This is a genomic window from Pseudarthrobacter sp. rb (assembly GCF_056389225.1).
This window is the reverse complement of sequence record NZ_JBWJAR010000007.1, coordinates 71,340-96,868: the sequence shown is the minus strand read 5'-3', so window position 1 is coordinate 96,868 and position 25,529 is coordinate 71,340. Positions and strand designations below refer to the sequence as shown.

Genomic DNA, 25,529 nt, shown 5'->3' with positions numbered 1-25,529 from the left:
TTTGCTGGGATGGCCGCCGCCGGGTGGAAACGCCGGCCGGACTGTCGCTGCCGCCTACCCTGCCTGGCCGGCCACCACGTCGAGGTCCCTGCCGTCGAAGCAGGTCCGGGTGCCGGTGTGGCAGGCGGCGCCCACCTGGTCGACGCGCACCAGCAGTGCGTCGCCGTCGCAGTCCATGGCCACGGACTTGACCCACTGGACGTGCCCCGAGGTGTCCCCCTTGCGCCAGTACTCCTGGCGGGAGCGGGAGTAGAACGTCACGCGGCCGGTGGTCATGGTGCGGTGGAGGGCTTCGTCGTCCATCCAGCCAAGCATGAGCACTTCGTTCGTGTCGTACTGCTGCACCACAGCGGCCACCAGGCCTGCGCCGTCGCGCTTGAGCGCGGCGGCCACCTCCTCGGGAAGCGGGCTTGCCGGCGGGGCGGATTCAACGGATGGCGCCGGCACGGACTGCACGGGCGCGGACACGGCGGATCCTGCGGTTTGGACGGGGGTTGGCTGCTCAGACATCGGGTCAAGTCTAGTGCCTCCGCCGGGCCGGTCTCCTGTTGTGAACAACGGCACGCCACCGGCCGCCGCAGTGCTGCCCAACTCCACACCACTCGTGCTAGTTTCACAAGTGATGCATTTCGTCGAACCGTCCCGAGAAGTCCTGGCCGAAACCCTGCTTGCGGCCGGCCCTGATGCGCCCACGCTGTGCAAGGGCTGGCGTACCAGGGACCTGGCCGCGCACCTGTACCTGCGCGAGCGGAAGGCCGCCGTCGGGCTCGGTTTGATCATCAAGCGCCTGGCCAAGGCCTCGGACCAAGCCACCGCAAAGCTGGCCGCCAAGCTCACCAACAACGAGGACTACGCCCGGCTGGTGAACACCTTCCGCGCCGGGCCACCGACCCTCTCCCCGATGAGCATCCGGGCGCTGGACGAAAGCGCCAACCTGATCGAGTACTTCGTGCACACGGAGGACGTCCGGCGCGCCGTGGACCGGTGGGCCCCCCGGGCACTGGACGAGGCCTACTCGGACGCGCTCTGGGACGAACTGGTTAAACGCGCCGCCATCCTTTACCGCGGCGTGGACCTTGGCATTGTCCTGGTCCGCCCGTCCGGGCCGCGGCACGTGGCCAAGCGCGCGCCTGTTTCGGTGGCCATCGTCGGCGAGCCGGGCGAACTGCTGATGCACGCCCATGGCCGCACCCGCCATGCCCTGGTCACGTTCGAAGGCCAGCCCGACGCCGTCGCCCTCCTCCAGTCAGCCGAAGTAGGACTGTAAAGGCAACGCCAGGTCACAGACAGTGACCTGGCGTTGCTTTTGGAGATAGTGATTACCTGACTTCGAAGCCTGCCTCACGGATGGCGTCCTTGACCTGGGACATCATGTTGTCCGGGCCCCAGTGGAAAATTGACGCAGCCAGGACGGCGTCCGCGCCGGCCGCGACGGCGGGCGGGAAGTGCGCCGGCTCCCCCGCGCCGCCGGAGGCGATGATGGGGACCCTGACTGCGGCCCGGACCAGCTTGATGAGTTCGAGGTCGAACCCGTCCTTGGTGCCGTCGGCATCGATGGAGTTCAGCAGGATCTCCCCGACGCCGCGGTCAGCTGCTTCCCGGGCCCATTCGATGGCGTCGATCCCCGTGCCGGTGCGGCCGCCGTGGGTGGTCACTTCGAAGCCCGACGGCGTGGGCCGGGATCCCGGGCGCGTCCGCCGGGCGTCGACGGACAGGACCAGCACCTGGGAACCGAAGTGCCGGGTGATCTCGTCGATGACGTCCGGACGCGCCACGGCCGCGGTGTTGATGGAGGCTTTGTCCGCGCCGTAGCGCAGGAGCTTGTCCACCTCGGCCACCCCACGGACGCCGCCGCCAACGGTGAGCGGGATGAAGACTTCCTCGGCGGTGCGCCGGACGACGTCGAACGTGGTCTCGCGGTTGCCGGACGACGCGGTGACGTCGAGGAAGGTCAGTTCGTCGGCGCCGGCGTTGTCGTAGCGGTGGGCGAGTTCCACGGGGTCGCCGGCATCGCGGAGGCCCTCGAAGTTGACGCCCTTGACGACGCGCCCGGCGTCGACGTCAAGGCAGGGTATGACCCGTACTGCTACTGCCATGGGAACTCCTGGTATTCGGTGGTGCTGGGGATGCCGTTGATCAGATGCGGCAGGCGTGGATGCTGCTGACCAGGATGGCGCGGGCGCCCAGGTCGTACAGTTCATCCATGATCCGGTTGGTTTCCTTCTTGGGCACCATGGACCGGACGGCTACCCAGTCGGAGTCCCGCAGCGGGGAGACGGTGGGCGATTCGAGGCCGGGAGTCAGGCTGGCGGCCTTCTCCACGAGTTCCTTGCGGATGTCGTAGTCCATCAGGACGTACTGGCGCGCCACCAGGACGCCCTGGAGGCGGCGGATGAGGACCTCGATCTCCTTGGCCGTGCCGTTGGCGGCTCCGCCGGCGCCGGTGCGCCGGATCAGGACGGCTTCGGATTTGAGGATGGGTTCGCCGAAGATTTCCATGCCGGCGGCCTTGAGGGTGTTGCCGGTTTCCACGACGTCGGCGATGGCGTCCGCGACGCCGAGGCGCACGGAGGATTCAACGGCGCCGTCGAGCCGGACCACCTTGGCATTGATGCCGCGTTCTGCCAGGTAGTTGCGCAGCAATCCGTCGTAACTGGTGGCAAGGCGCTTGCCTTCGAGCTCGGCGGCGGAACTGAAATCGCCCACCGGGCCGGCAAAGCGGAACGTGGAGGCGGCGAAGCCCAGTGGAAGCAGCTCTTCGGCTTCCACCTCGGCGTCCAGCAGCAGGTCGCGGCCGGTGATGCCGACGTCGAGCGTTCCCCGGCCCACGTATACCGCGATGTCGCGGGGGCGGAGGAAGAAGAACTCAATGTCGTTGTCGGGGTCAACCATGACCAGCTCGCGGCTGTCGCGCCGCTGGCGGTATCCGGCTTCGGAGAGCATGGCGGAGGCGGCTTCGGACAGGGAGCCCTTGTTGGGAACGGCTACTCGCAGCATGGGAAATTCTTTCTGGGTGGAAGGTCTGGGTTATCAGGCAATGCAGGCCACAGGAGGCCGGCGGCAGAGCGCCGGCCGGTGGCTACAGATGCTTGTAGACGTCTTCCAGGGTCAGGCCTTTGGCGAGCATCAGGACCTGCAGGTGGTACAACAGCTGGGAGATTTCCTCGGCCGCAGCTTCATCGGATTCATATTCGGCAGCCATCCATACTTCGGCTGCTTCCTCAACGACTTTTTTGCCGATGCCGTGAACACCGGACTCCAATTCAGCGACGGTGCGGGAGCCTTCCGGGCGGGTGGCTGCCTTCTCGCTGAGCTCAGCGAACAGCGTCTCGAAATTCTTCACGCCCTCCAGCCTACTTGCTGCGGCCGTGGGGGCGCTTCCCGGGCGGTTCCATGACGGGCGCGATGTGAGGGAATACACACCGCGCCCGTGCAGCGGGGTGCCGCTTAGCTGCGGTACTGCTTGAGGACGACGGCGGTGGCCAGTGCCGCGGTGACGGCCTCGTGGCCCTTGTCTTCCTTGGAGCCGGGCAGGCCGGCGCGGTCCAGGCCCTGCTGTTCGGTGTCGCAGGTGAGCACGCCGAAGCCCACCGGCACGCCGGTGGAGACGCTGACGTCGGTGAGGCCCGACGTCGCAGCCTGGCAGACGTAGTCGAAGTGCGGCGTGCCGCCGCGGATCACGACGCCGAGGGCCACCACGGCGTCAAAGTGCGGTGCCAGCCGCGCGGCGGCCACGGGAAGTTCGAAGCTGCCGGGAACCCGGAGCACCGTGGGCTCGGCGATCCCGGCATCCTTGGCGGCGCGGAGTGCACCGTCCAGGAGGCCATCCATGATCTGCGTGTGCCAGCTGGCTGCAATGATGGCCAGCTTCAGCTGCGAGGTTTCAGCCGGGTTGAGGGTGCTGAGGTCAATGTCGGGGGCGCCGTGTCCGCTCATGGGTTTGTTGTGTTCCGTTCGTTCGTGAAGACGTCAGTCTTGTTCGTGGTCGTAAGGGGTTTCGGGGGCCGTCACAGGCACGGGAGCCACCTGGGTGTCCAGCACCAGCCGGTGTTCCATGCGGTCCTTCTTGGTGCGCAGGTACCGGATGTTCTGTTCGCGGGAGGGGACCTCTGTGGGAACCATTTCCACGACCGTCACCCCGGCCTTGGCCAGCCTGTTCTGCTTGTCCGGGTTGTTGCTCAGCAGCCGGACTTCATGCAGGCCCATTTCCGCGAGGATCTGGGCCGCGGCCTTGTAGCAGCGGGCATCAACGGGAAGGCCCAGCTGCTCGTTGGCTTCGACGGTGTCAAAGCCCGCTTCCTGCAGCGCGTAGGCCTTGATCTTGTTGGCCAGGCCAATGCCGCGGCCTTCCTGGCCGCGGAGGTAGAGCAGGGTTCCGCCGTTGTCCCGGATCAGCTCCAGCGCGAAGGCGAGCTGTTCCCCGCAGTCGCACCGGTAGGAGCCAAAGACATCCCCGGTGAGGCACTCGGAATGCAGCCGGACAAGGGGAGCTTTTCCGTCGGTGGGAGCATTGGGGGAACTGACGGCCAGATGCTCCACGCCTGTTACGAGGTCCGTCCACGCCTGCGCCACGAAGTCGCCAAAGGCGGTGGGCAGTTGCACCACGGGCCCTCCGCTGACGGGATGGGGCGCTTCACCGGACACCGCATGGGGCTTCCGGTGACCATTGTGCTGGCTGTCGTCGCTGGCTGCCGCTGCCGTCATCGTTTCTCCTTTTCTTCACCCGGGACCGCCCGGGCATCCTCGTCCGGTGCTCCCCCGGTCCCGGCTTCAAGATACGCCACCAGGTCCTCGATGGAGATCAGGGGGCACCCATGTTCAGCTGCGAACGAACGGAGCCCGTCCAGGCGCATCATTTCGCCGTCGTCGTACACCACTTCCGCGATCACCCCGACGGGCGCAAGGCCTGCCAGGCGGCACAGGTCCACAGCGGCCTCGGTGTGGCCCTGGCGTTCCCGCACACCTCCGTCAACTGCACGGAGCGGGAAAATATGCCCCGGCCGGGTCACGGATGCCGGACCGGCCTGCGGGTCCGCCAGGATGCGCGCGGTCAGGGCCCGGTCCGTTGCGGAGATTCCCGTGCTGACGCCGACGGCCGCGTCGCAGGAGACGGTGTAGGCAGTGCCCTTCGCGTCCTCGTTGACCGCCGTCATGGGAGGCAGTGCCAGTGCGTCCGCGCGGTCCCCGGTCAACGGCACGCAGATCACGCCGGAGCTGTACCGGATGGTCCAGCCCATCAGCGCCGGCGTGGCGTGCTGGGCGGCGAAGATGATGTCGCCTTCGTTTTCGCGGTCCTCGTTGTCGACCACCAGCACCGGACGCCCGGCGGCCATGGCGCGCACGGCGTCCGCGATGGGGTCCAGTCCCCGGGCGGGCCCCGAAGATGCCCGGCCGGTCACCGGGTCACCGGATGCCGGGGTGCCGGTCACGGCGTTGGTCACGGGGTCATGGGCCACGGCGGGCTCCAAACGTACTGCTGCGTTCACCGTGCACCTCCCGCAATGGCAGCTTCGCCGCTGCCTGCCGGTGCGGCGGCGCCGCGGAAGGCAAGCAGCCGTTCCGTGTACTTGGCCAGGACATCGACTTCAAGATTCACCCGGCTGCCGGTGGTCTTGGTGCCCAGGCCGGTTTCGGCGAGGGTGGTGGGGATCAGGCCCACTTCGAACCAGGGTTCCTGCTCTGCGGCCGGGCTGACTGCCGTCACGGTGAGGGAGACGCCGTCGATGGCGATGGAGCCTTTCTCGGCGATGTAGCGGGCCAGGTTGGCGGGGACGCCGAAGCACAGCCGCTCCCAGTTGCCCTGGGGTTCCCGTTCGAGCAGGATGCCCACGCCGTCCACGTGGCCCTGCACCACGTGGCCGTCCAGGCGGCCGCCTGCGGGAACGCAGCGCTCCAGGTTGACTGAGTCGCCTGCAGTGAGCTCGCCGATGGTGCTCCGGACCAGGGTCTCCCCCATGACGTCGACGCTGAAGTCCTTGCCGTCAATCGCTGTTGCCGTGAGGCAGACCCCGTTGACGGCGATGGAGCCCCCAAGTGCCAGGCCCTCGGTGGAGGCGGGCGCGTGCAGCCGGACGGTGGCGCTGGTGTTGCCGTCGCGCTCGACGGACAGCACCTGCCCCTGCTCGGCAATAATTCCGGTAAACATCAGTAGCCTCCCTGGGCTGGCTCCGCGGCTGTGCGGGTTGGTGGGTGGTCAAGTGCAACGTGCCGTTGCGGTCTGAGGTGGAGTCTGAGGTCCCGGCCCAGCGTCCGGACCGCGCCGCCGTCGGACGCGTCCCATTCCCACTGCTGGGCGTCGGGAAGGCTGGTGATGCCCAGCCCGTTCAGAGCGGGGGTGCCGGATCCCAGCAGGGTGGGCGCCAGGTACACGATCAGTTCGTCAACCAGGCCTGCCGCCAGGAAGGAGCTGAGGATGCTGGACCCGCCCTCCACCATGACATGCCGGATGCCGGACGAGTACAGCATGGACAACGCTTCGTGCGGGTCGCGGGTGGCAAGGTGGACGGCCAGGCCATCGTCACCGTGGATTGCGGCACCCTCCGGAATATCACGGAGACCCATGACGGCACGGACCGGCTGCTTGGGCGCGGGCTTGCCGGCGGCGTCCCGGGCGGTCAGCCGGGGGTTGTCCACCATCACGGTCTGGGTGCCCACCAGGATGGCGTCGATGCGGCCGCGGATCCCGTGGTTGTCGGCCAGGGACTCCGGGCTGGAGATCCACTGGCTGGTGCCGTCTTCGGCAGCGATGCGGGCGTCCAGGGTCTGCGCGATGTGCAGGGTGACGAACGGCCGCTTGGCAGCCACCGCCTCGAACCACTGCCGGTTCAGGTCCAGCGCCTCGTCGGCACCCAGGCCGCTGCGGACCCTGACACCGGCTGCGCGCAGTGTTGCCGCGCCCCCGGCAGCGGGGTCGTGGGGGTCGTCCACGGCGTAGACCACGTCAGTGATCCCGGCCGCGATGATCGCTTCCGTGCACGGTCCGGTGCGGCCCACGTGGTTGCAGGGTTCCAGCGTGACCACCATGGTGCAGCCGGACAGGTCCAGTCCGACGGCGGCGGCCTGGGCAATCGCGTCGGCTTCAGCGTGTGCGGTGCCGGCGCCGCGGTGGTAGCCGGCAACGAGCTGCTTGCCGTCAGCGCCGACGACGACGGCACCCACCAGGGGATTCGCGCCTCGCGGGCCTTTCAGCGCTGCCTGGAGGGCCTGCTCCATGGCGGCCGTTTCGGCGGCGCTGAAGGCAGTGACCACGCCGGCGGCCGGCTGAAGCTTTACGGCGCCCGTCATGAGGCTGCCGTTGCGGAGGTGTGGCCTGCCTTTGAAGCGGCAGGGCTTGCGGCGTTTAAGAGCCATCGCTGGGGGTTCATTCGTGTGTCGTTCCTTCCCTGTCGAACCGCGATGGCTCCGGGGATACGACAGCAGAACGCTGCGGAGCCAAAAGGCTGCGCAGATACAGCTGTACGTGCTTCTCTCATCCAGACTTTAACTGTCGGTACCGGAATTCCACCGGTTCAACCGTCTGCCGGAGCCCTCCTGGGAGAACAACGGCGCGCGGGTCGCGGACTGTCACCGCCGGTTCGGACTTACACCGACCCCGGAGCACGTATGTGTGTTGTTATTGTGCCATAACCGGGAGGGGCTCCCGGTTATTCCGTCGCCGCGCGTAACGTCCGGCTGCCCTTGGCGCGCAGCAGGTCGATGGCAGCGGACGGATCGTCGGCGCCGTAGACGGCGGAACCGGCCACAAAGACGTTCGCCCCGGCCTCGGCGGCCCGGGCAATGGTCTCTTCCGTGATGCCACCGTCAACCTGGATGGCCACCCCCAGTCCGGAGCCCTCCACGGCCGCGCGGGCCCTGCGGATCTTGGGCAGCGTGATGTCCAGAAACGCCTGGCCGCCGAAGCCCGGCTCCACAGTCATGATGAGCAGCATGTCGAGTTCGGGCAGCATGTCAAGGTACGGCTCCACCGGGGTTGCCGGGCGCAGGGCCATCCCCGCTTTGGATCCCCTGCTGCGCAGTTCCCGTGCCAGCTTGATGGGCGCAATGGAAGCTTCGGCGTGGAACGTCACGGAGGCCAGGCCGGCGTCAGCGAAACCAGGCGCCCAGCGGTCCGCGTCGGCGATCATCAGGTGGGCGTCCAGCGGCACGGGGCTGACGGCCTGGATCCGCTGCACGACGGGCAACCCGAGGGTCAGGTTGGGGACGAAGTGGTTGTCCATGACGTCAACGTGCACGGCGTCGGCATTGCTGATCCGCTGCAGTTCGGCCTCAAGGTTCACGAAGTCGGCGGAGAGGATGCTCGGGTTGATGCAGCATTGCGTCACGGGGGTGCCTTTCAAGGTGCGTGGTGGGAAACTCGGGCGTTCTGCCCGGTCAGGCCTTCTTCTTTATCAGGGCAAGGAACATCGCGTCGGTGTGATGGATATGGGGCCAGAGCTGCGCCGTTGACTCGTGGCCTGCGCCCAGGCTGCCGGTCAGGCTTACCGCGTCCAGGGCCGCACCGGCGTCGAGGAGTTCCAGGTCGGGGCGTTTGCGCAGAATGTCGTCCACTACGGCGGTTGTCTCGGCGGGATGCGGTGAACAGGTCACGTAGGCCACCACTCCCCCTGGCCGGACGGCAGCCAGGGCCGAGGCCAGCAGTTCGCGCTGCAGCGGCCCGAGATCTGCAATGTCCTTGGGCGAGCGCCGCCACCGGGACTCGGGCCTGCGGCGCAGAGCCCCCAGGCCGGTGCAGGGAACATCCACCAGGACACGGTCATACCGCCCGGGCTGCTCACCGCCCACTTCACGGCCGTCACCGGTGCGGACCTGCCAGCTGCCGTGCGGAACGGCGGACAGTGCCTGGCTGACCAGCTTGGCCCGGTGCGGCGCGGGCTCGTTCGCGAGCAGCGTGGCGCCCCGCTGGTGTGCCAGCGCACCAAGGAGCGCTGCCTTCCCGCCGGGACCGGCACAGAGATCAAGCCACGTTTCAGCGTCACCGGCCGCGGGTGCACTTCCAGCCCCGCCCACTCCACCGGGCGCACCAAGGTCCACCGCGGCCAGGGCCCTGGCCACCAGTTGGGAACCGACATCCTGCACCCTGGTGGTACCGGCGCGGACGGAGGCCAGGCGGCCCAGGTCCCCGCCGCTGGAGAGCGCCGAGCCTTCAACCAGTTCCCCGGGGGTGGCGCCGTTTTCCAGCGCTTCGTCCAGGCTGCCCAGGCCGGGCAGGGCTACGAGGTTAACCACAGGTGCGTCGTTGTCCGCTTCCAGCAGTTCGTCGATCTCTGCTGCGGAACGGCCGTGGGCTACGAGGGACTGGCGCATGGCCCGGACGATCCACTCAGGGTGGGCGTACCTCACCGCGGCTACCTTCGTAGCATCGGTTTCGCCTTCCACGAGCAGGTCCAGCCATTCCTCCAGGCTCCGGGCGGAGACCTTGCGCAGGACGGCGTTGATCAACGTCGACGGTCCGGCGCCGATGACCGCGCGGGCCAGCCCTACGGTCTGGTCCAGTGCAGCGTGGGCGGGGACCCGCATGGCAAGCAGCTGGTGGGCACCGATGCGGAGGGCATCGAGGATGGCCGGGTCAAGCTGGGCCAGGGGGCGGTCCACGCACCGCGCCAGGATGGCGTCGTAGGTGCCCTGGCTGCGGAGGGCTCCGTAGCTCAGTTCGGTGGCGAATCCGGCGTCCCGCTTGTCCAGGTGGTGGTGCCGGATCCGCGCGGGCAGCACCAGGTTGGCGTAGGCGTCCTCCGCCGCCACGGCGCGGAGCACTTCGAAGGCCACCAGGCGGGCGGGATCTGCGCGCCTGGTGCGCTGGGACGGCGCCTGCCCGGTGAAGCTCCGTTGCGGCCCGCGGTTGCGTTCCCGCCCCTTGGCATTCCGCCGGCTGGCGTCCCGGGGACCGCCGTTGCCACGGCCGCCGCCGGCAGGTCCGCCGCTGCCGCCCTGCCCGCCTTTCCCGGCGCTGCTGCGTCCCCCGGCACTTCCCCGTCCGCCTGTATTGCCTCCGGACCCGGTCATTCGAACACCACGCTCTCCAGTGAAGCCAAACCGCGCGCCCAGTCGGGGGCGGCCATCATCTTTTTCCCGGCGGGCTGGATCCGGGTAAGTTCCACCGCGTGCGACCCTGTCCCCACCAGCACGGCTTTGCCGTTCAGTGCCACGGTTCCCGGGGCCAGCCCGGAAACATCCGGCCGCAGCCGCACCGGGTCAAGTTTGACCCGTTGCCCGTCGAGCAGGGTCCAAGCACCGGGCTCGGGGGTGACGCCGCGCGCCTGCCTGCTGATGGCAAGGGCCGGATGCGCCCAGTTCAGGTGGCCGTCCTCCAGGGTCAGTTTCGGCGCCAGCGTGACATCGCCGGCCTGTGGCTGCGGCGCTGCTTTTCCGGCATCGATGGCAGAAAGCGTCTGGGCCAGCAGGACCGCGCCGCTGTGGGACAGCCGTTCCAGCAGGTCACCTGCGGTGTCCTGGGGCTGGACAGCCTCCGTCAGGGTGCCGAAGACGGGCCCGGTGTCCAGGCCTTCCTCAAGCTGGAACGTCACGGCGCCGGTGACGTCGTCTCCGGCCATGATGGACCGCTGGACCGGGGCCGCCCCGCGCCAGGCAGGCAGCAGGGAAAAGTGCAGGTTGACCCAGCCGTGCCGCGGAATGCCCAGGGCATCAGGGGGAACCAGTCCGCCATAGGCGACGATGGCCGCGACGTCCGGCTGCACCGTTCTGATGCCGGCTATGGCCGCGGCATCGACGCGCGCGGCACGGATGACCTCGATGCCCAGTTCCGCGGCCCGCTGGGCAACGGGCGACGGCGTCAGCACGCGTTTCCGGCCCACCGGCGCGTCGGGCCGGGTCAGGACGGCAACGACGTTGAAGCCGGCATTTACGAGCGCGTCCAGGGAGGGAACTGCGACGGCGGGTGTCCCCGCGAAGAGGACCCTCACCCGGCTGCTCCGAAGCTGGAGCCGGGGGTGCTGGTTCCGCCAAAGCTTGCCCCGCCGAAGCTTGACCCCACGCTCTTGGCGCGTTTGGCTGTGGTACGTCCGGCGACGGCGTCGTAGTTGGCGTTGCGGATGGACCTCAGCGCCGCCTTCCGGTCCTCGCCCTCGAGGCGGTCGGTGTAAAGGATCCCGTCCAGGTGGTCGTTTTCGTGCTGGAAGCAGCGTGCCAGCATCCCTTCGCCGTCAATGGTGACCGGGTTGCCGTGCATGTCAACGCCGGTGACGCGGGTGGCGCGGAAACGGCGGACCGGGAAGCCCAGGCCCGGGATGGACAGGCAGCCTTCCACGTGGTCCGGCTGGTAGTCCTCGCTGTTCTCGAGGACAGGATTGATGATGTGGCCCTCGACGCCGTCGATACGGTAGGTGAAGATGCGCTTGCTGACGCCGATCTGGGGAGCGGCGAGGCCGGCTCCGTCCACGTCCTCCATGGTCTCGGTCATGTCGGCGATCAGTTTGGCAAGGTCGGGTCCGAATTCCGTCACGGGATCGGCAACTGTGCGCAGCACAGGATCGCCGATGATGCGGATATTCAGAATAGCCATGCGCTGGGTGTCCTCACGGTTGGCGGGAAAGTGAACCTGTCCAGTTTAGGTGCAGTCTCTTCACGTGCACCGTCGCCTTAGGCAGTACGGGCCAGGGGCGGGGGTGCGATGGGCAGCAGCGCAGTGCCCGCGCTGATGGTGTCCGCGGAAAGTTCCCAGACCCGGCGGAGGGCGCAGAACTTCCACCAGTGGTGCTTGAGGACCTCAGGGTTGGCCCGGACGGGGCGGACCTCCGTTTCGCCGATGGCCACCGCCAGCAGGACCGGGTCCTCGCCGTACTTCCAGGGCTCCCAGATCCCCGCCTCCGGATCCACGAGGCTTTCTTCCGCCTTCATGCCGGCAACCAGCTGCATCACCACCTTGTCATCCAGCGGCTTGACCTGGCCGTCCCGCGTTGTGCCCTTGGTCTTGTAGTCGATCAGGCAAATGCGTCCGTTGATCCTGGCCACGAGGTCAAGGGTGCCGGCGTATCCCACCGAGTTGTTCCAGACCGTGATTTCCGGGGCGATGGGCTCCACGCGGAAGAGTTCCCACCACTCGTCGAACCGAACGGCGAAGGCTTCCTCACCGTTGGCGGCCAGGGCGTCGCGGGCTTCCTTCATGGAATGCGGGCGTCCCAGCGCCCGCAGAGCCACTTGCTCGCAGTAGTTGTGGACCCGGTCCCCGCGCCTGGCGGCGTCGTCCCGGTACGTTTCGGCCGCCTTCGCCGCACGGTTGATGGCCTGCTTGATTTTGGCCGGGCTCCCCAGGCAGTCGGAGAGCAGCGGATCGTTGGCCAGGCTGCTGGCACCCATATAGCCGAACCAGCCATCGAGGCCGTGCGGTTGCTGGCTGATCACCGTGGTGATGGACGGTACAGAGAACTGCTCAGACGTTGACCGTGCGTACATCCGGCCGTATTCGGTGGCATGGGCGAGAAGCGGATCAGTCATACAAAAGACTCTTTCACAGGGGGCCGACAAAATCTCCGGCGGCAGGAGCCGCACGCAAAAAAGGTCCGTTTCCGCTGCTGATGAGCGGAAACGGACCTCTGCGGTGGGCGATACTGGGTTCGAACCAGTGACCTCTTCGGTGTGAACGAAGCGCGCTACCACTGCGCCAATCGCCCCGATGCATTTGAATGCTAGCCCACGTCTGCCCCAATTGAAAAATCGGGCGGCGCCACACGCAAAGGCACGCTAAAAGGGGGTCCGCAGCAACGTTGGCCCCCGCCCCGCACCTGCAGGACAGCAGCGCAGCAGGCACCACAACGTGGGGCCGCCGCACCCACCCCGCCCGGAATTACACGCCTGTAACTCGCGAATTCCGCGGAATTCCGCGGTTGCAGGGGCCATGCGGGGCGGCCGCGCCGGGGCGATTTGGAGTTTCCCCGAACCTCCTATATTGTTTTTACTCGTTGGAACGCGAGGAAATGCCGGAAACGGCAAGGAATCAAGCCTCCAAAATGCGGACGTAGCTCAGCTGGTAGAGCACCACCTTGCCAAGGTGGATGTCGCGAGTTCGAATCTCGTCGTCCGCTCGCAGGACACTGTCACAGCAAACATTCTTCGGAATTGACGCTAACACGGTGGGTTGGCCGAGAGGCGAGGCAGCGGCCTGCAAAGCCGTATACACGGGTTCGAATCCCGTACCCACCTCGGTGAAAACCATGGTTTCCGGGTTTCCGGATGCAATGGGCGATTGGCGCAGCGGTAGCGCGCTTCCCTGACACGGAAGAGGTCACTGGTTCGATCCCAGTATCGCCCACTCGGCAAGGCAACTTGCCGGCAGTACCGCCGGATTTTCCGGAACAATCTGCACAATGCGGACGTAGCTCAGCTGGTAGAGCACCACCTTGCCAAGGTGGATGTCGCGAGTTCGAATCTCGTCGTCCGCTCTCTTATATCCCATAAGCCGGTCTTCCGGTTCCGGGCGATTGGCGCAGCGGTAGCGCGCTTCCCTGACACGGAAGAGGTCACTGGTTCGATCCCAGTATCGCCCACACACGAACAGCAGCTCTCCGGAGCTGCTTTCTTCGTTTAAGCCGCATCCGCTGCTGGCGAACGTGATTTCCTTGGCACGCCTTCCGCGCCCGGATAGGATCGAATGCGCAAGGAGCGACCTGGCTCCGCGATAGAAGGGAGGTGCCCGTGGGTTTGATTGACGATCTAAAGGGCAAGGCTCAGGGTCTCATCCGCGGCAACGAGCAAGCTATCAAGGACGGCATCACCAAGGCCGGCGATTTCGTCGACACCAGGACCGGCGGCAAGTACGCAGGCCACGTCGACAAGATCCAGGATGGCGCTTCCAAGCTCGTTGACAAGAACGGCACCCCGGGGCAGGCACCTGCCGCCGAGCAGGTTCCCCCGGCAGCTCCTGGAAATCCGGTTCCGCCGGTTGACAGGGCTCCGTAAAGGATTTGGCCAGGGCTTTGCCCGGCACGTCAAGGAGGTGCGGGTCCCGCCGGGAGGCGGCGCCCGCACCTTTGGCGTTTAAGGGCAACGTTTGCCCCCCCCGAATTGCCGTCTGGCAAACCTGGGCCGGTAACCTGCCGGTATGCCCAAGTCCCCCGCACCCACCACGGCAGCCAAGCCCGGACTGACCCGGACCGATTCCCGGCCGGTGGTCGCAGGGATCGTCACCGCGCTGGTGGGCTTCACCTCATCCTTTGCCGTGGTCCTGGCCGGCCTCAAGGCAGTCGGCGCTGATCCGGCCCAGGCTGCGTCCGGCCTCCTGGCCGTAACGCTCACCGTCGGGCTCGGCGTGCTGGTGCTCGCCTGGCGTTCCCGGGTCCCGGTGACACTGGCCTGGTCAACGCCGGGCGCGGCGCTGCTTGCGGCATCGGGAGTTCCCGACGGCGGGTGGCCGGCCGCCGTCGGAGCCTTCCTTGGTGCGGGCCTGCTGCTGGCCATGACCGGCCTGGTGCCGGCGCTTGGCAGGCTGATGGCGCGTATCCCGCCCTCCCTGGCCCAGGCCATGCTGGCGGGCGTCCTGCTCCAGCTCTGCCTGGCACCCTTCAAGGCCCTCGGTTCCGTCCCGGCGTTTGCAGCGCCGGTGATCCTGTGCTGGCTGCTGATGATGAAGTTCGCTCCGCGCTGGGCGGTGCCGTCAGCCCTGCTCGCGGCCCTGGGCGTGATCGGAATAACCCTGGCATCGGCTGGAACCCCTGTTGAACCGGCAGCCATGGTCCCGGCACTGGCCTGGACCACACCCACGTTCAGCCTCCAGGCCATGGCGGGCATTGCTCTGCCGTTGTTCGTGGTGACGATGGCCTCGCAAAACATTCCCGGGGTGGCCGTGCTGAGGTCTTTCGGATACGAGGCACCGTGGCGCCCGGCGATGCTCGTCACGGGAGCGGGAACTGTTGCGGGAGCCCCGTTCGGCGGCCACGCCATCAATCTCGCGGCACTCAGTGCTGCCCTGGCCGCCGGCGAGGAAGCCGGCGGGGACCGGAGCAGGAGGTGGATCGCGGGCTTCACGTCCGGCCTGGCCTACCTGGTGCTGGCTGCTTTCTCGGCCGCCCTGGTGTCGGTGGTCGGCAAGGCGCCGGCCGGGATGCTGGAAACCGTTGCCGGGCTGGCACTGCTGGGCACCCTCGCCTCGGCGGTCTCGTCAGCCCTGGCGGAACCGGACGACCGGATCGCCCCGGCCGTTACGTTCCTGATGGCCGCGTCCGGCCTGGCGTTCGCCGGGATCGGGTCCGCTTTCTGGGCGCTGCTGGCCGGGCTGGTGGTCCGGCTGGCGCTGCGGCCCCGCGCCCGGCCCGGGAAGAAGTCCGCCTAGGAGGGCTCGTGGTTCTGGCCTTCACGGGCCAGCGCAGTGAGGCGGGAGACGGCGCGGAAGTACTTCTTCATGTACCCGCCGGCCATCATCTCTTCGGTAAACAGCTTGTCGAAGGGGACGCCGCTGGCCAGGATCGGGACATCCTTGTCGTAGAGCCGGTCTGCAAGGACCACGAACCGCAGCGCTACAGCCTGTTCCGTGATGGTTTCCACGTTGCGCCACACCACGCCGTCAATGCCGTGGATCAGCTGGCGGTAGCGGCTGGGGTGCACTCCGGCCAGGTGGTGGATGAGGGTGGAGAACTCATCCTGGGCCACCGTCTTCCCGTCGAATTCCGCCTTCATGTGCGCGTTGAGCTCGCTGTTCTTCAGCGGCGCCGGTGCGGCCGGGAGGCCACGGTGCCGGAAGTCCTCGCCGTCGATGCGGATCACGTCGAACTGGTCCGCCAGGACCTGGATTTCGCGCTGGAAGTCCACAGCGGCAAACCGGCCATCGCCCAAGGAGCCGGGCAGCGTGTTGGACGTGGCGGCAAGTTTGACCCCGGCGTCAGCCAGCTCGCGCATGAGCCGGGACATCAGGACGGTGTCGCCCGGATCGTCCAGTTCGAATTCGTCGATGCACACGAGCTGGTAGCTGCTCAGCGCGTCCACCGTTTTGCGGAAGGAAAGGGCGCCCACGAGGTTGGTGTACTCCACGAACGTACCGAAGGCCTTGGGACCGGGCGACGCGTGCCACAAGGAGGCGAGCAGGTGGGTCTTGCCCACGCCGAAGCCGCCGTCCAGGTAGATACCCGCCCTGGATTCGTCCTTCTTGCCGAACAGCTTCTTGAAAAGCCCGCCTCCGTTGCCCGACCCCACGCCGTCGGCAAATCCCTCCAGGGCACGCACGGCGGCGGCCTGGCTGGGCTGCTTCGGGTCCGGGCGGTAGCTCGAAAAGGAAACCTCCCCAAACCGGGGCGAGGGGTAGAAGCCCTTAAGGAGTTCGTCCACCGATACTGCCGGAGTGCGGGCGGCAAGCTGTTCGATCTGTACCAAGGTGGTCCGTTCTGCTGGTGGTTGGTCCCCAGAAAGGATACCGGCAATGCACGCCCAACCCGGGCGGGACGCCGTCCTGCCGCCCCGGGGCGTGATGAAGGCAACATTTCGCCCTATTAACGGAATACGGACAACCCCGCGGGCGCTGGTTAGTGTGGGAACAGGTTCCAATGGATGTTCCGCGGTTTCCCGTGCTCTTAGTGAAAGGCCAAGCCATGCCCTACCCGGTTGAACAGAATGAGAAGTTCGCAGCCTACGCCCACCCGGAGCGGCTGGTCTCCACTGAGTGGCTTGCTGCCGCCGTTGAAAGCGGTGCCGTGGCCCGCGGCGAACTTATCGTGGTGGAGTCCGACGAGGACGTGCTGCTGTACGAAACCGGCCATATCCCCGGCGCGGTCAAGATCGACTGGCACACGGACCTGAACGACGACGTGGCCCGCGACTACGTTGACGGTGCCGCCTTTGCTGAACTCGCGGCGTCGAAGGGCATTTCCCGCGACAGCACCGTGGTGATCTACGGCGACAAGTCCAACTGGTGGGCCGCCTACGCCCTCTGGGTCTTCACGCTGTTCGGCCACCAGGACGTCCGGCTGCTGGACGGCGGCCGGGACAAGTGGGTTGCCGAAGGCCGCGAACTGACCAGGGACCGCCCTGCTCCCGTTCCCGGTAACTACCCGGTGGTTGAGCGTGACGACGCCCCGATCCGCGCCTTCAAGGATGACGTCCTGGCCCACCTGGGCACCGGCCCCCTGATCGATGTCCGCTCCCCCGAGGAATACACCGGTCAGCGCACCCACATGCCGGCCTACCCGGAAGAGGGTGCCCTGCGCGGCGGCCACATCCCCACTGCAGCCTCCATCCCATGGGCACGTGCCGCTGCCGCCGACGGCACCTTCCGCAGCAGGGAGGAACTGGAGGCCATCTACCTCGGCGAGGCCGGCCTGGCTGAAGGCGACGACGTCGTGGCGTACTGCCGCATCGGCGAGCGGTCCAGCCACACCTGGTTCGCCCTCAAGTACCTCCTGGGCTTTGAGACCGTCCGCAACTACGACGGGTCCTGGACTGAGTGGGGCAACGCCGTGCGCGTGCCGATCGTCAAGGGCGCGGAGCGTGGCTCTGTTCCCGTAGCCGTCGGAGCCTGACCCTGCTCCCCCGCGTAGACTTGGAACGATGACTACTCAAGCTTTGCCTTCCGCCCTGGCGGCGATCGTGGACGATTTCCAGGCCCTGTCCGAACCCGAGAGGCTGCAGCTGCTGCTGGAGTTCTCGGAAGGACTGCCGGAACTCCCGGACCGGCTCAAGGACCACCCCGAACTCCTTGAGCAGGTCGTGGAGTGCCAGTCGCCGCTGTTCCTCACCATTGAGACGGGAACCAACGACGACGGCGCCGTCCGCCTGTTCTTCAAGGCACCGCCCGAGGCGCCCACCACGCGCGGTTTCGCCGGGGTGCTGCACGAGGGCCTGGACGGTTTGACAGCGGAAGAGATCCTGTCGGTGCCGGACGACATGCCGGAGCTGCTGGGACTCACCCGCGCCATCACCCCCCTGCGCATGCGGGGCATGACCGCCATGCTGGGCAGGATCAAGCGCAAGGTTGCCGCAGCATCCCGCAGCCACGCCTGACCCCGCCGTCATGGCACGCAGGAACAACGCACAGGGAACCCCGGCCACAGCGGCCTTGACCGCAGCCGGGGTTCCCTTTGTGCTGCATCCGTACACCCATGACCCCTCGGCGGCGAGCTACGGAGCGGAGGCAGCCGAGGCCTTGGGGATCGATCCGTCCCGCGTCTTCAAAACCTTGATGGTGGAAGTTGAGGGCAGGCTCGCGGTGGGCATTGTTCCGGTCAGCGGAACCCTGGACCTGAAGGCGATGGCCACTGCGCTGGGGGCCAAGAAAGCCGCCATGGCCGATCCCGCTGCGGCACAGCGCCGGACCGGCTATGTCCTCGGCGGCATCTCCCCGCTCGGCCAGCGCCAGCCCTCCCCCACGGTGCTGGATTCCAGCGCCCTGGCCCTGGGCACCCTGCTGGTCTCGGGCGGCCGGCGGGGCCTGGACATTGAGCTCGCGCCGGCTGACCTGGTCCGGCTGACAGACGCCGTCACGGCTCCCATCAGCTCACTGGCCGCAGGCAACCTCCGGCCCTAGCCGCAGCAGGGGTGGTTCATTCCGCTACTCGATGATGTACCGCTGCATCATCTCGTTGTCCTCGTGCTCCAGGATGTGGCAGTGCCAGACGTACTCGCCACTGAAGGATGAGCCGATGGCCAGCGGGGCTCCGTCCGCCGCCCCTGCCCCGAACGGAACACGGATCCTGGTGACTTCCCCGGGCATGGCAATGACTGTGTCCTTCCAGCCCTGCTCATGTGCCGGCGCCCCTTTGGGGCGTCCAATCAGGAAGGGCCGCACCGGAGCGGCGCTGCCGCGGCCCGGCGTCACCAGGCCGGTCCCTGGGTCTACATAGCCGGTGGCTGCCAGGTACCCGTCGACGTCGAACTTTTGCCGGTCGCGGACCTGGAACTGGGTGAAGTGCACATGGATCGGGTGGGCGTCCCCCGTGGTATTGATCAGTTCCCATTCTTCGAGGCTGTCGCTCCGGACCCGGAGAATGTCTTCGCTCTCGAATTTTCGGTTGTTCAGGAGCGCCATGAGGGGAACCCCGGCGGCGTTGGCCACTTCCACCAGTGCCATGGGCCTGATGGCCTCCGGGGCCCTGGCCACCAGATCGGTGATGGAACAGTCCCGGAGGCTGCCAGGCAGCGGCGCTGTGTATCCGGCCTGGGATGTCACAGTGAACTGCATGATTTGCGGCAGCGGGAGTCCCCCGAGCTGGATGGTGGCGGGGCCGTCCGGGTAGGGGACGCGGGCACTGTTGGCCAGAACAACCCGCGTGCCGGGCTTTTGTCCGGCGAAATCGATCACGATATCCGCCCGCTCGCCCGGCCCCAGGAGCAGCCTGTTCAGCCTGACCGGTGCGTTGAGCAGGCCGCCGTCCGTTCCTATTTGGAAGAAGGCGAGCGCCGCGCCATCAACTGCGAACTTGAGGTCGTAGAACCGGGCATTGGAGCCGTTGAACATGCGGAGCCGGTACTTCCCCCGGGCCACGTCGAGATTCGGCCGGCACTTGCCGTTGACTGTTGCGGCGTCGCCGAAGAACTCCGGCGCCCAGGGACGCGGTGTTCCGCCGGCAGTGGAAAGGTCCGGGTTCGGCGGGTACGCAAGCGTTCCGTCGGGGTTGAACATCTTGTCCTGGATGATCAGCGGAACTTCATAGGGCGGCGGGGGCAGGTGGGTACCGTCGCCGGTATCTATTCCTGATCCATCTGAGTCCCGCAACAGGTAGCCGCCGGCCAGCCCCGCATAGACATTCAACCGCGTAATGCCGAGCGCGTGATCGTGGTACCAGAGACCGGCTGCGTCCTGGTCGTTGCCATACCTGTACGTGTAGGAAGCGCCGGGCCTGAATGCCTGCCCGGGGCCGCCGTCGTACTCTGGCCTGGTGTTGCCTCCGTGAAGGTGCACGGACGTCCTGGGCGCTGCAGCATCGTTGCTGCCGGGAGGAACGAGCTCCGCGTCGACGGCGTAGCCAAGGGGATGCCGATCGATCCCGTTATGGACGGTGAGGCGAAATGGGGTTCCTTTCCGGGCGACAATGACCGGGCCCAAATATGTACGGGAGGAGGTCCCGTCCTGGTACGCCAGGGTGTCGGCCACGCCCATGCCGGCCTGGAAGCGATGCTGGGCGTTTCGCATCCAGAGAGACGCAGTGCCGCCGGCACTCATGTCCAGGACGCCCAGTTCGGCCAGCGTTGGAAGCTGCTCGGTGAATTGGCCGGCCTGTCCTGGCGTGGCAATTGCACGCCCGCTTCCCGGTCCATACGGCTGCGTCGCAACGGCCGCACCGGCTGCGGCGCCGGCTTGCAGGAGTTGCCGCCTTGTCAGATACATTGTGGGCCCCATTTCAATTGCCTTGATGGTTCCCCCCTTGCAGCCGACGGTAGGCAGCTCTCTTTGTCAGCGCTAGGGCCGAGTGTCCCCTTCCGGGGAAAGGGCCGGGACCTGCCCTGGGCCTTCCCGGACCGGCTCCTCCGGGCGGCTGCCGGAACGGCCCGTGAAGTGGTCCATGGTGCGGTTGACGCCGAGCACGTCCATGATCCGGTCAAAAACGCCGACCGGCAGGATCCGCAGGACCGGAAGCAGGTTCACCAGGGGTGGCAGGACCAGTTTCCGGCGGCCGGCCTCGATCGCGTCAAGGACTTCAGCTGCCACGTCCTCCTCCTCAAGGATGGGGAGGAGCCGGGGCCAACGGGTCTGGACGCCGTCGAACATTCCCGTGTTGATGTAGTAGGGGCAGACCACCAGCGTGTTGACCCCGGTCTGGTCCGCCCGGAGCTCGGCCCGCAGTGACTCGGTGAAACCGAACGCGGCGAATTTGCTGGCGGAGTAGTCCGTCTGCCGGGCGACGCCCACCATCCCCGCAGCACTGGCAATGGTGACCACGGTGCCGTGCCCCCGCTCTGCCATCCCGCCGAGGAAGGCGCGGGTGACCCAGTACAGGGCCATGACGTTGACGTGCATGGTCCGTTCGATGGCCTCATCCGTCGCATCAAGGAGCCGGTGCCCGCTGACCACCCCGGCGTTGTTCACCAGCACATCCACCGCCCCCGTCCTGGCCGCGGCGGCCTTGACCGCCTCCCGGTCCGTGACATCCACGGCATGGGCTTCAGCCTGCGCGCCGGCAGCCCGGATTTCGTCGCGGACCGCTGCTCCCGCTGCCGCGTCCACATCCCAGATCACCACCCGGCTCCCGCGCCGGGCGGCGCCGAGCGCCATGCGGCGGCCCAGTCCGCTTCCCCCTCCCGTGACCAACAGTGTTGCACCGGAAAGTTTGGTTCCTTTGGCCATCTCAGTTCTCCTCGGATCTTGGCACAGGCTTTGTCCTCAGCGGTTTCGGGAAAGGCGGCCCATCAAGGTGATGGCCGCTTTCATGATCCGTGCGTAGGCATGGTTGGACATCCCGGGAGCGGGGGCAACCCGGAGCAGCCGCTGCACGGCGATGGTCTGCGGTTCCGTGTATTTGAGGATGCCTTCCCGGCCGTGGCGGCGACCCGCGCCGGAATCCTTCATGCCGCCGATCGGTGCATCATGGGATGCCCAGGTGGCTGCGTAGCCCTCGTTGACGTTGACGGTCCCCGTCTGGAGCCTGCGGGCCACTGCTTCCCCGCGGCGGGCGGACCAGACGCTGGCGTTGAGCCCAAAGTCCGAGTCGTTGGCAAGGGCGACGGCGGCGTCGTCGTCGGCCGCCCGGTAGACGGCAACCACCGGCCCGAACGTCTCTTCCCGGGCAAGGAGCATGTCCTCAGTTACCCCGGCCAGGACGGTGGGTTCGTAGAACAACGGCCCCAGGTCCGGCCGGCGCCGCCCTCCGGCCAGGAGGTGGGCGCCTTTGGCGAGCGCATCCTGGACGTGGCGGTCCACCCGCTCCACCTGTGCCGTACTGATAAGGGACCCCATGCCAATGTCCCAGTCCGGACCGGACCCCATCCGGATGTCCTTCACCTTGGCTGTGAACGCCGCCAGGAAACGGTCATAAAGGTCAGCATGAACGTAGATCCGCTCAATGCTGACGCACAGCTGCCCGGAGTTGGAGAAGCAGGCGTGCACTGCGCCGGCAGCCGCCTTGCCTGCGTCCGCATCCGCGAGCACCAGCATGGGGTTCTTGCCGCCCAGTTCGGCGGAGAAGCCGATCAGCCGCTCAGCGCACTGCCTGGCGACGGTCTTGCCGGTCTTGGAGGATCCCGTGAACATCAGGAAGTCCACCCGCCCGATCAAGGCAGGCCCTATCTCCGTGCCCGGCCCGGTGACGATCCGGAACAGGTCCGCCGGAAGGCCCGCCTCCCGCAGGAACCTGAGCATGAGCAGGGCCGTGAAGGGCGTCTGCGAGTCGGGCTTCAGGACGATGCCGTTGCCCGCCAGCAGGGCCGGGATGGCGTCCGAAACCGCAAGGGTCAATGGATAGTTCCAAGGGCTGATGACACCCACAACCCCCTTGGGCACCCGGTATTCCGTGGTGCGGGTGAGGAGCGGGGCCGCGCCCTTCCGGCGGCGCGGGCGGAGATACCGGTCAGCGGTCCGCTCGTAGTAACCGGCCGTCAGGACGACGTCCGCGAACTCCTCGAAGGCGCTCAACCTGGACTTGCCGCTCTCTGCCTGGACCAGGTCAAGGACGTCCTGCTCGCGCTCCAGGAGTAACGCCAGGAACCGCCGGATCACCGCTCGGCGTTCGGCGGTTGGCTGGGCTGCCCACTGCCGCTGCGCCATGCGTGCGGTCTCGACGGCGGCATGGACGTCGTCCGGGGTGCATACAGGCACTTCACCCACCACTGAACCGTCGAAGGGCGCGTGCGAGGCCTGCGCCGGCCGGCCGGAGCCCGACGACGCCACCAGTCCGGCAAGCTCCGCCGCCAGCTCCTGGCCACGGCCGGTCACAGTTCCTGCCGGGCGTGCTTTCACCATGTCAGGCACCCGCCTGCGTGGGCCGGCCCGGAGATTCCGCCATGCGTCCAGCGGTCGGGCCGGGGCCGGAGCCGGGATTAAGGCGCGGAGCGAGCTGCTGGCGCAGCCAGGCCTTCACCAGCCGCTCCCAGCGTTCGGGGTCCACATTCCATTCCTTCGTATGCCGTGCATGGTTGAACGTCTCGAACGTCACCATCTCCGGGTTCCGCTCGGCCAGCAGGGCCGACGGTCCGTACGGTACATACTCGTCGTCGACGCTGTGGATGATCAGTGTCGGCGTCCGCAGCTCGACGGCCCGGGACACCCAGTCCAAGACTTTCAGGTCCACGGGCGCCGAGAGGCCCGTGAGCCTGCGTCCCAGCGGGTGGCCCAGCATCAGCTGGCCGTACCTGCCCACGAGCGACGGAATCCGGTTCAGCTGCGCGTGGTGCGCCAGTACCGTTACCCAGTCGATGACCGGTGCGTCCAGCACCATCGCCCTGATCAGGTGGCGGTGGCGGGAAAGATCCGCGGTCTGCAGGCAAATGGCCCCTCCCATGGACCAGCCGAACAGGACAACTTCCTCGGCACCGTTGGCCAGCGCGTACCCGATGGCAGCCTCGATATCCTGCCACTCCGTCGAGCCCAGGCCGTAGCGGCCGTCATCGGCTGAGGGTGCCAGTCCGTCATTCCGGTAGGACACCAGCAGGCTGGTCAGGCCCAGTTCCAGCGCCGGTCCCACCGCCCGCAGCGCTTCCTGCCGGGTGGCACCCCGCCCGTGCACCATGATGGCCCAGGTCCGGGCAGCCCCCTTTGCCCGGACCAGCCAGGCGGGAGCTTCGCCGCGCTCAACGGGAATCAGGACGTCCTCGGCAGGGATTCCGAAGGCGGCCGGGTCCGGGTATGTGGCACCGCTCCACCATCCCCAGCGGGCCGTGGAGAGATCCCCGCTGTACACGGCTTCGACCTCGCGCAGGACAGTCCGCTCGGCGGGCGAGTAAGACACGATACGGCCGATCCGCGCGTGCCCTTTGCCGCCGTCGAAGAAGAACCCGTAGACGCCGTCCACCGTGGTGTCATCATCGGCGGCGACGATCACTTGCAGCTTCTGCCCGTCCCGGATCACCGCGAGGACTTCCTTGTCGGCCGCCCGCTGCCGTGCCGGAGTGATGACCCGGCGCGCGAAATACACGGCGAGCGCCGAGGAACCCGCTCCCAGCAGGCCTGCCACCGAGCCGCCGGCGATGGCGCCGCCAACGGCCCACTTGGCCCCCGGCGACACCCCAACGGATTCCCTGGTGGATGCAGTCATTGCAGGGCGCGCTCGCCGGAAAGGTGCCATGGGACTATTCTTACCGGCCCTGCCGCAGATACCCGCATTCCGGCACCCGGGCGGCACGGCGCCGCCAGGCCGGCACGCGAGGGACCCGGTGCCGGTGCCGGCCTGCGGGCGCAGGGGCCGGTAAGTGTAGAGACCGGTGCAGTTCAAGGGCCAGCGCAGTTCAACGGCAGGTGCAGTGCGGGGGCCAGCGGGCGGGACTAGGCTAAGGCCATGAGTGATCCCATCGTCATCCTGACTGAAGAACCCCTGGGCGCGGACGACCGCGTTAACATCGAACGGCTTGTGGATGGCGCGGACAGCCGCCTGCTGGTCCTGGTCCCGGCGAATACCGAGCGGCACCTGCTGGTGGACTTCCTTGAGAACCTGTCCATGCTGGACGTTGCCAAGGCTTTCCGCGAGCTCGCCGCCCGCAACCCTGATGCCGCCACCGAACGCGCGCACGCCGACGACACGCTGGCGGCCTCCCTCGCGGCGCTCGAGGGACTGGGCTCCGGTGTGACCGGCCAGGTGGTGGACGGCAAGGCCGTTGACAGCCTGGTGGCAAAGGTCCGCGAAACCGGCGCTTCCCAGGCCGTCGTTATCACGCGGCCGCATGCCGTGGCCGATACGTTCCACACAGACTGGGCCAACAAGGCCCAGGACCAACTCGGCGTCCCCGTGCTCCACCTGTACGCGGGCTCGGGATTTATCGGCGACTCCTAAGCGTTGGGAAAGCTATGAGCATCTTTGGAAACAGCATCTTCGGCAACAGGGCACCAGGCGTTGGTGCCGGAACGCAGCATGGCAGCGCACAGGAGGCTGCGGACAGCGGGGCCTCTGTCCAGAAAAGTGATGCCCAGTGGCGGGAGGAACTGACTCCGGAGGAATACCACGTCCTGCGCCAGGCGGGGACGGAACGGCCATACACCGGCGAATACTGGGACACCCATACGGAGGGCGTGTACCAGTGCCGCGCGTGCGGCGCTGAACTGTTCACCAGCAATGAGAAGTTCGATTCCCACTGCGGCTGGCCCTCCTTCTGGGCCCCTTTGACTGAGGGCAAAGTGCGCTACATCCATGACCGCACCCTGGGCATGGACAGGATCGAAGTGCGGTGCGCCTCCTGCGACTCGCACCTGGGCCATGTGTTCGAGGGTGAGGGCTACGGAACGCCCACCGACCAGCGCTACTGCATCAACTCGGTCTCCCTCCGGCTCGTGGCCAAAGAGGCGTCCGGCGACGGACCCCAGGGCTAAGCGATAGGCATCGCGGGAATACCCCGCAACCCGTCCAGGCAGAACCGGCCCCCAGCTGTTCCCACAGCCGGGGGCCGGTCTCGTTCCTCCCCAGCCGGGCCCGAGACTAAGAACTTCTTATCCAACCGCCCTTTGGGCATAAGTC

Annotated in this window: 27 protein-coding genes, 6 tRNA genes and 1 riboswitch; of the genes, 13 read left to right on the top strand and 20 right to left on the bottom strand. The window is 67.4% G+C overall.

Annotation, left to right across the window (positions count from 1 at the left end; translation table 11 throughout):
• Window positions 1-54: 54 nt before the first annotated feature.
• Window positions 55-510, bottom strand: a complete 456-nt coding sequence (gene hisI / locus ACWRN3_RS11355) for a phosphoribosyl-AMP cyclohydrolase (protein ID WP_255175222.1) — start codon at window positions 508-510, stop codon at window positions 55-57.
• Between the two features lie 112 nt (window positions 511-622).
• Between hisI and ACWRN3_RS11350 the strand changes: the two genes are divergently transcribed.
• A complete protein-coding gene (locus ACWRN3_RS11350; RefSeq protein ID WP_476740702.1) occupies window positions 623-1,267 on the top strand; it encodes a TIGR03085 family metal-binding protein in 645 nt (214 codons plus the stop codon).
• A gap of 52 nt (window positions 1,268-1,319) precedes the next feature.
• Here ACWRN3_RS11350 and hisF read toward each other — a convergent pair whose 3' ends face one another.
• From hisF to ACWRN3_RS11280, 14 genes are all read right to left on the bottom strand, one after another.
• Window positions 1,320-2,096, bottom strand: coding sequence for an imidazole glycerol phosphate synthase subunit HisF (gene hisF / locus ACWRN3_RS11345; RefSeq protein WP_476740701.1), 777 nt, complete (start codon window positions 2,094-2,096; stop codon window positions 1,320-1,322).
• Between the two features lie 40 nt (window positions 2,097-2,136).
• Window positions 2,137-2,997, bottom strand: coding sequence for an ATP phosphoribosyltransferase (gene hisG, locus ACWRN3_RS11340; RefSeq protein WP_159632138.1), 861 nt, complete (start codon window positions 2,995-2,997; stop codon window positions 2,137-2,139).
• A gap of 82 nt (window positions 2,998-3,079) precedes the next feature.
• Window positions 3,080-3,343, bottom strand: a complete 264-nt coding sequence (locus ACWRN3_RS11335; RefSeq protein ID WP_009358176.1) for a phosphoribosyl-ATP diphosphatase — start codon at window positions 3,341-3,343, stop codon at window positions 3,080-3,082.
• 104 nt (window positions 3,344-3,447) lie between these two features.
• Window positions 3,448-3,936, bottom strand: a complete 489-nt coding sequence (gene ribH / locus ACWRN3_RS11330) for a 6,7-dimethyl-8-ribityllumazine synthase (RefSeq protein ID WP_224025738.1) — start codon at window positions 3,934-3,936, stop codon at window positions 3,448-3,450.
• A 33-nt stretch (window positions 3,937-3,969) separates the two neighbouring features.
• Window positions 3,970-4,704, bottom strand: a complete 735-nt coding sequence (ribA, locus tag ACWRN3_RS11325; protein ID WP_224025737.1) for a GTP cyclohydrolase II — start codon at window positions 4,702-4,704, stop codon at window positions 3,970-3,972.
• The gene (gene ribB, locus ACWRN3_RS11320; protein ID WP_476740778.1) at window positions 4,701-5,399 is read right to left on the bottom strand and encodes a 3,4-dihydroxy-2-butanone-4-phosphate synthase; all 699 of its coding nucleotides are present in this window, start codon (window positions 5,397-5,399) and stop codon (window positions 4,701-4,703) included. Before ribB ends, ribA begins: the two co-directional genes overlap by 4 nt.
• A gap of 83 nt (window positions 5,400-5,482) precedes the next feature.
• Window positions 5,483-6,145, bottom strand: a complete 663-nt coding sequence (locus ACWRN3_RS11315) for a riboflavin synthase (protein WP_476740700.1) — start codon at window positions 6,143-6,145, stop codon at window positions 5,483-5,485.
• Window positions 6,145-7,284 (bottom strand): bifunctional diaminohydroxyphosphoribosylaminopyrimidine deaminase/5-amino-6-(5-phosphoribosylamino)uracil reductase RibD, encoded by a 1,140-nt coding sequence (ribD, locus tag ACWRN3_RS11310; RefSeq protein ID WP_476740777.1) that lies wholly within the window; start codon window positions 7,282-7,284, stop codon window positions 6,145-6,147. The genes ACWRN3_RS11315 and ribD overlap by 1 nt, the downstream gene beginning before the upstream one ends.
• A 171-nt stretch (window positions 7,285-7,455) precedes the next feature.
• Window positions 7,456-7,604, bottom strand: a riboswitch (FMN riboswitch).
• A 39-nt stretch (window positions 7,605-7,643) separates the two neighbouring features.
• Window positions 7,644-8,321 carry a ribulose-phosphate 3-epimerase gene (gene rpe / locus ACWRN3_RS11305; protein ID WP_255175218.1) on the bottom strand — a complete coding sequence of 226 codons (678 nt, stop codon included), beginning with the start codon at window positions 8,319-8,321 and terminating at the stop codon, window positions 7,644-7,646.
• 49 nt (window positions 8,322-8,370) lie between these two features.
• Window positions 8,371-10,002 (bottom strand): RsmB/NOP family class I SAM-dependent RNA methyltransferase, encoded by a 1,632-nt coding sequence (locus ACWRN3_RS11300; RefSeq protein ID WP_476740699.1) that lies wholly within the window; start codon window positions 10,000-10,002, stop codon window positions 8,371-8,373.
• Window positions 9,999-10,919 carry a methionyl-tRNA formyltransferase gene (gene fmt, locus ACWRN3_RS11295; protein WP_476740698.1) on the bottom strand — a complete coding sequence of 307 codons (921 nt, stop codon included), beginning with the start codon at window positions 10,917-10,919 and terminating at the stop codon, window positions 9,999-10,001. The genes ACWRN3_RS11300 and fmt overlap by 4 nt, the downstream gene beginning before the upstream one ends.
• Window positions 10,916-11,518: a peptide deformylase gene (gene def / locus ACWRN3_RS11290; protein WP_476740697.1), complete on the bottom strand. Its 603-nt coding sequence runs from the start codon at window positions 11,516-11,518 to the stop codon at window positions 10,916-10,918. Before def ends, fmt begins: the two co-directional genes overlap by 4 nt.
• A 77-nt stretch (window positions 11,519-11,595) precedes the next feature.
• Window positions 11,596-12,450: a cytochrome gene (locus tag ACWRN3_RS11285; RefSeq protein WP_476740696.1), complete on the bottom strand. Its 855-nt coding sequence runs from the start codon at window positions 12,448-12,450 to the stop codon at window positions 11,596-11,598.
• Window positions 12,451-12,554: 104 nt separating this feature from the next.
• Window positions 12,555-12,626 (bottom strand) — tRNA-Val (locus ACWRN3_RS11280).
• A 338-nt stretch (window positions 12,627-12,964) separates the two neighbouring features.
• On the opposite strand from ACWRN3_RS11280, the gene ACWRN3_RS11275 reads away from it, so the two are divergent.
• From ACWRN3_RS11275 to ACWRN3_RS11245, 7 genes are all read left to right on the top strand, one after another.
• Window positions 12,965-13,037, top strand: a tRNA-Gly gene (locus ACWRN3_RS11275).
• Window positions 13,038-13,084: 47 nt separating this feature from the next.
• A tRNA-Cys gene (locus tag ACWRN3_RS11270) sits at window positions 13,085-13,155 on the top strand.
• Between the two features lie 37 nt (window positions 13,156-13,192).
• Window positions 13,193-13,264: transfer RNA gene (locus ACWRN3_RS11265), tRNA-Val, on the top strand.
• A gap of 57 nt (window positions 13,265-13,321) precedes the next feature.
• Window positions 13,322-13,394 (top strand) — tRNA-Gly (locus ACWRN3_RS11260).
• Window positions 13,395-13,427: 33 nt separating this feature from the next.
• A tRNA-Val gene (locus ACWRN3_RS11255) sits at window positions 13,428-13,499 on the top strand.
• Between the two features lie 148 nt (window positions 13,500-13,647).
• Complete coding sequence (locus ACWRN3_RS11250) at window positions 13,648-13,911, top strand: antitoxin (RefSeq protein WP_255175213.1); 264 nt, start codon at window positions 13,648-13,650, stop codon at window positions 13,909-13,911.
• Between the two features lie 142 nt (window positions 13,912-14,053).
• On the top strand, window positions 14,054-15,280 hold the full coding sequence (locus ACWRN3_RS11245; protein ID WP_476740695.1) for a benzoate/H(+) symporter BenE family transporter: 1,227 nt from the start codon (window positions 14,054-14,056) through the stop codon (window positions 15,278-15,280).
• Here the strand turns inward: ACWRN3_RS11245 and zapE are convergent.
• Window positions 15,277-16,314 (bottom strand): cell division protein ZapE, encoded by a 1,038-nt coding sequence (zapE, locus tag ACWRN3_RS11240; RefSeq protein ID WP_224025730.1) that lies wholly within the window; start codon window positions 16,312-16,314, stop codon window positions 15,277-15,279. The genes ACWRN3_RS11245 and zapE overlap by 4 nt on opposite strands.
• Window positions 16,315-16,529: 215 nt before the next feature.
• Here zapE and ACWRN3_RS11235 point away from each other — a divergent pair, with 215 nt between their 5' ends.
• Genes ACWRN3_RS11235 through ybaK form a run of 3 tightly spaced genes read left to right on the top strand, consistent with a single transcriptional unit; the run spans window position 16,530 to window position 18,460 of the window.
• A complete protein-coding gene (locus ACWRN3_RS11235; RefSeq protein ID WP_476740694.1) occupies window positions 16,530-17,456 on the top strand; it encodes a sulfurtransferase in 927 nt (308 codons plus the stop codon).
• Between the two features lie 28 nt (window positions 17,457-17,484).
• The gene (locus ACWRN3_RS11230; protein WP_255175211.1) at window positions 17,485-17,937 is read left to right on the top strand and encodes a SufE family protein; all 453 of its coding nucleotides are present in this window, start codon (window positions 17,485-17,487) and stop codon (window positions 17,935-17,937) included.
• A gap of 10 nt (window positions 17,938-17,947) precedes the next feature.
• Window positions 17,948-18,460, top strand: coding sequence for a Cys-tRNA(Pro) deacylase (gene ybaK, locus ACWRN3_RS11225; RefSeq protein WP_255175566.1), 513 nt, complete (start codon window positions 17,948-17,950; stop codon window positions 18,458-18,460).
• 24 nt (window positions 18,461-18,484) lie between these two features.
• Here the strand turns inward: ybaK and ACWRN3_RS11220 are convergent, their stop codons facing one another.
• Genes ACWRN3_RS11220 through ACWRN3_RS11205 form a run of 4 tightly spaced genes read right to left on the bottom strand, consistent with a single transcriptional unit; the run spans window position 18,485 to window position 24,119 of the window.
• Window positions 18,485-20,272, bottom strand: coding sequence for a multicopper oxidase family protein (locus ACWRN3_RS11220; protein WP_476740693.1), 1,788 nt, complete (start codon window positions 20,270-20,272; stop codon window positions 18,485-18,487).
• A 60-nt stretch (window positions 20,273-20,332) separates the two neighbouring features.
• Complete coding sequence (locus ACWRN3_RS11215; RefSeq protein WP_476740692.1) at window positions 20,333-21,217, bottom strand: SDR family oxidoreductase; 885 nt, start codon at window positions 21,215-21,217, stop codon at window positions 20,333-20,335.
• Between the two features lie 36 nt (window positions 21,218-21,253).
• Complete coding sequence (locus ACWRN3_RS11210; RefSeq protein WP_476740691.1) at window positions 21,254-22,828, bottom strand: succinic semialdehyde dehydrogenase; 1,575 nt, start codon at window positions 22,826-22,828, stop codon at window positions 21,254-21,256.
• 1 nt (window position 22,829) lies between these two features.
• A complete protein-coding gene (locus ACWRN3_RS11205) occupies window positions 22,830-24,119 on the bottom strand; it encodes an alpha/beta hydrolase family protein (protein ID WP_476740776.1) in 1,290 nt (429 codons plus the stop codon).
• 240 nt (window positions 24,120-24,359) lie between these two features.
• Here ACWRN3_RS11205 and ACWRN3_RS11200 point away from each other — a divergent pair, with 240 nt between their 5' ends.
• Both ACWRN3_RS11200 and msrB read left to right on the top strand, forming a co-directional pair.
• Window positions 24,360-24,851, top strand: a complete 492-nt coding sequence (locus ACWRN3_RS11200) for a hypothetical protein (RefSeq protein ID WP_255175207.1) — start codon at window positions 24,360-24,362, stop codon at window positions 24,849-24,851.
• A 14-nt stretch (window positions 24,852-24,865) separates the two neighbouring features.
• On the top strand, window positions 24,866-25,384 hold the full coding sequence (msrB, locus tag ACWRN3_RS11195; protein WP_476740690.1) for a peptide-methionine (R)-S-oxide reductase MsrB: 519 nt from the start codon (window positions 24,866-24,868) through the stop codon (window positions 25,382-25,384).
• Window positions 25,385-25,529: the final 145 nt, after the last annotated feature.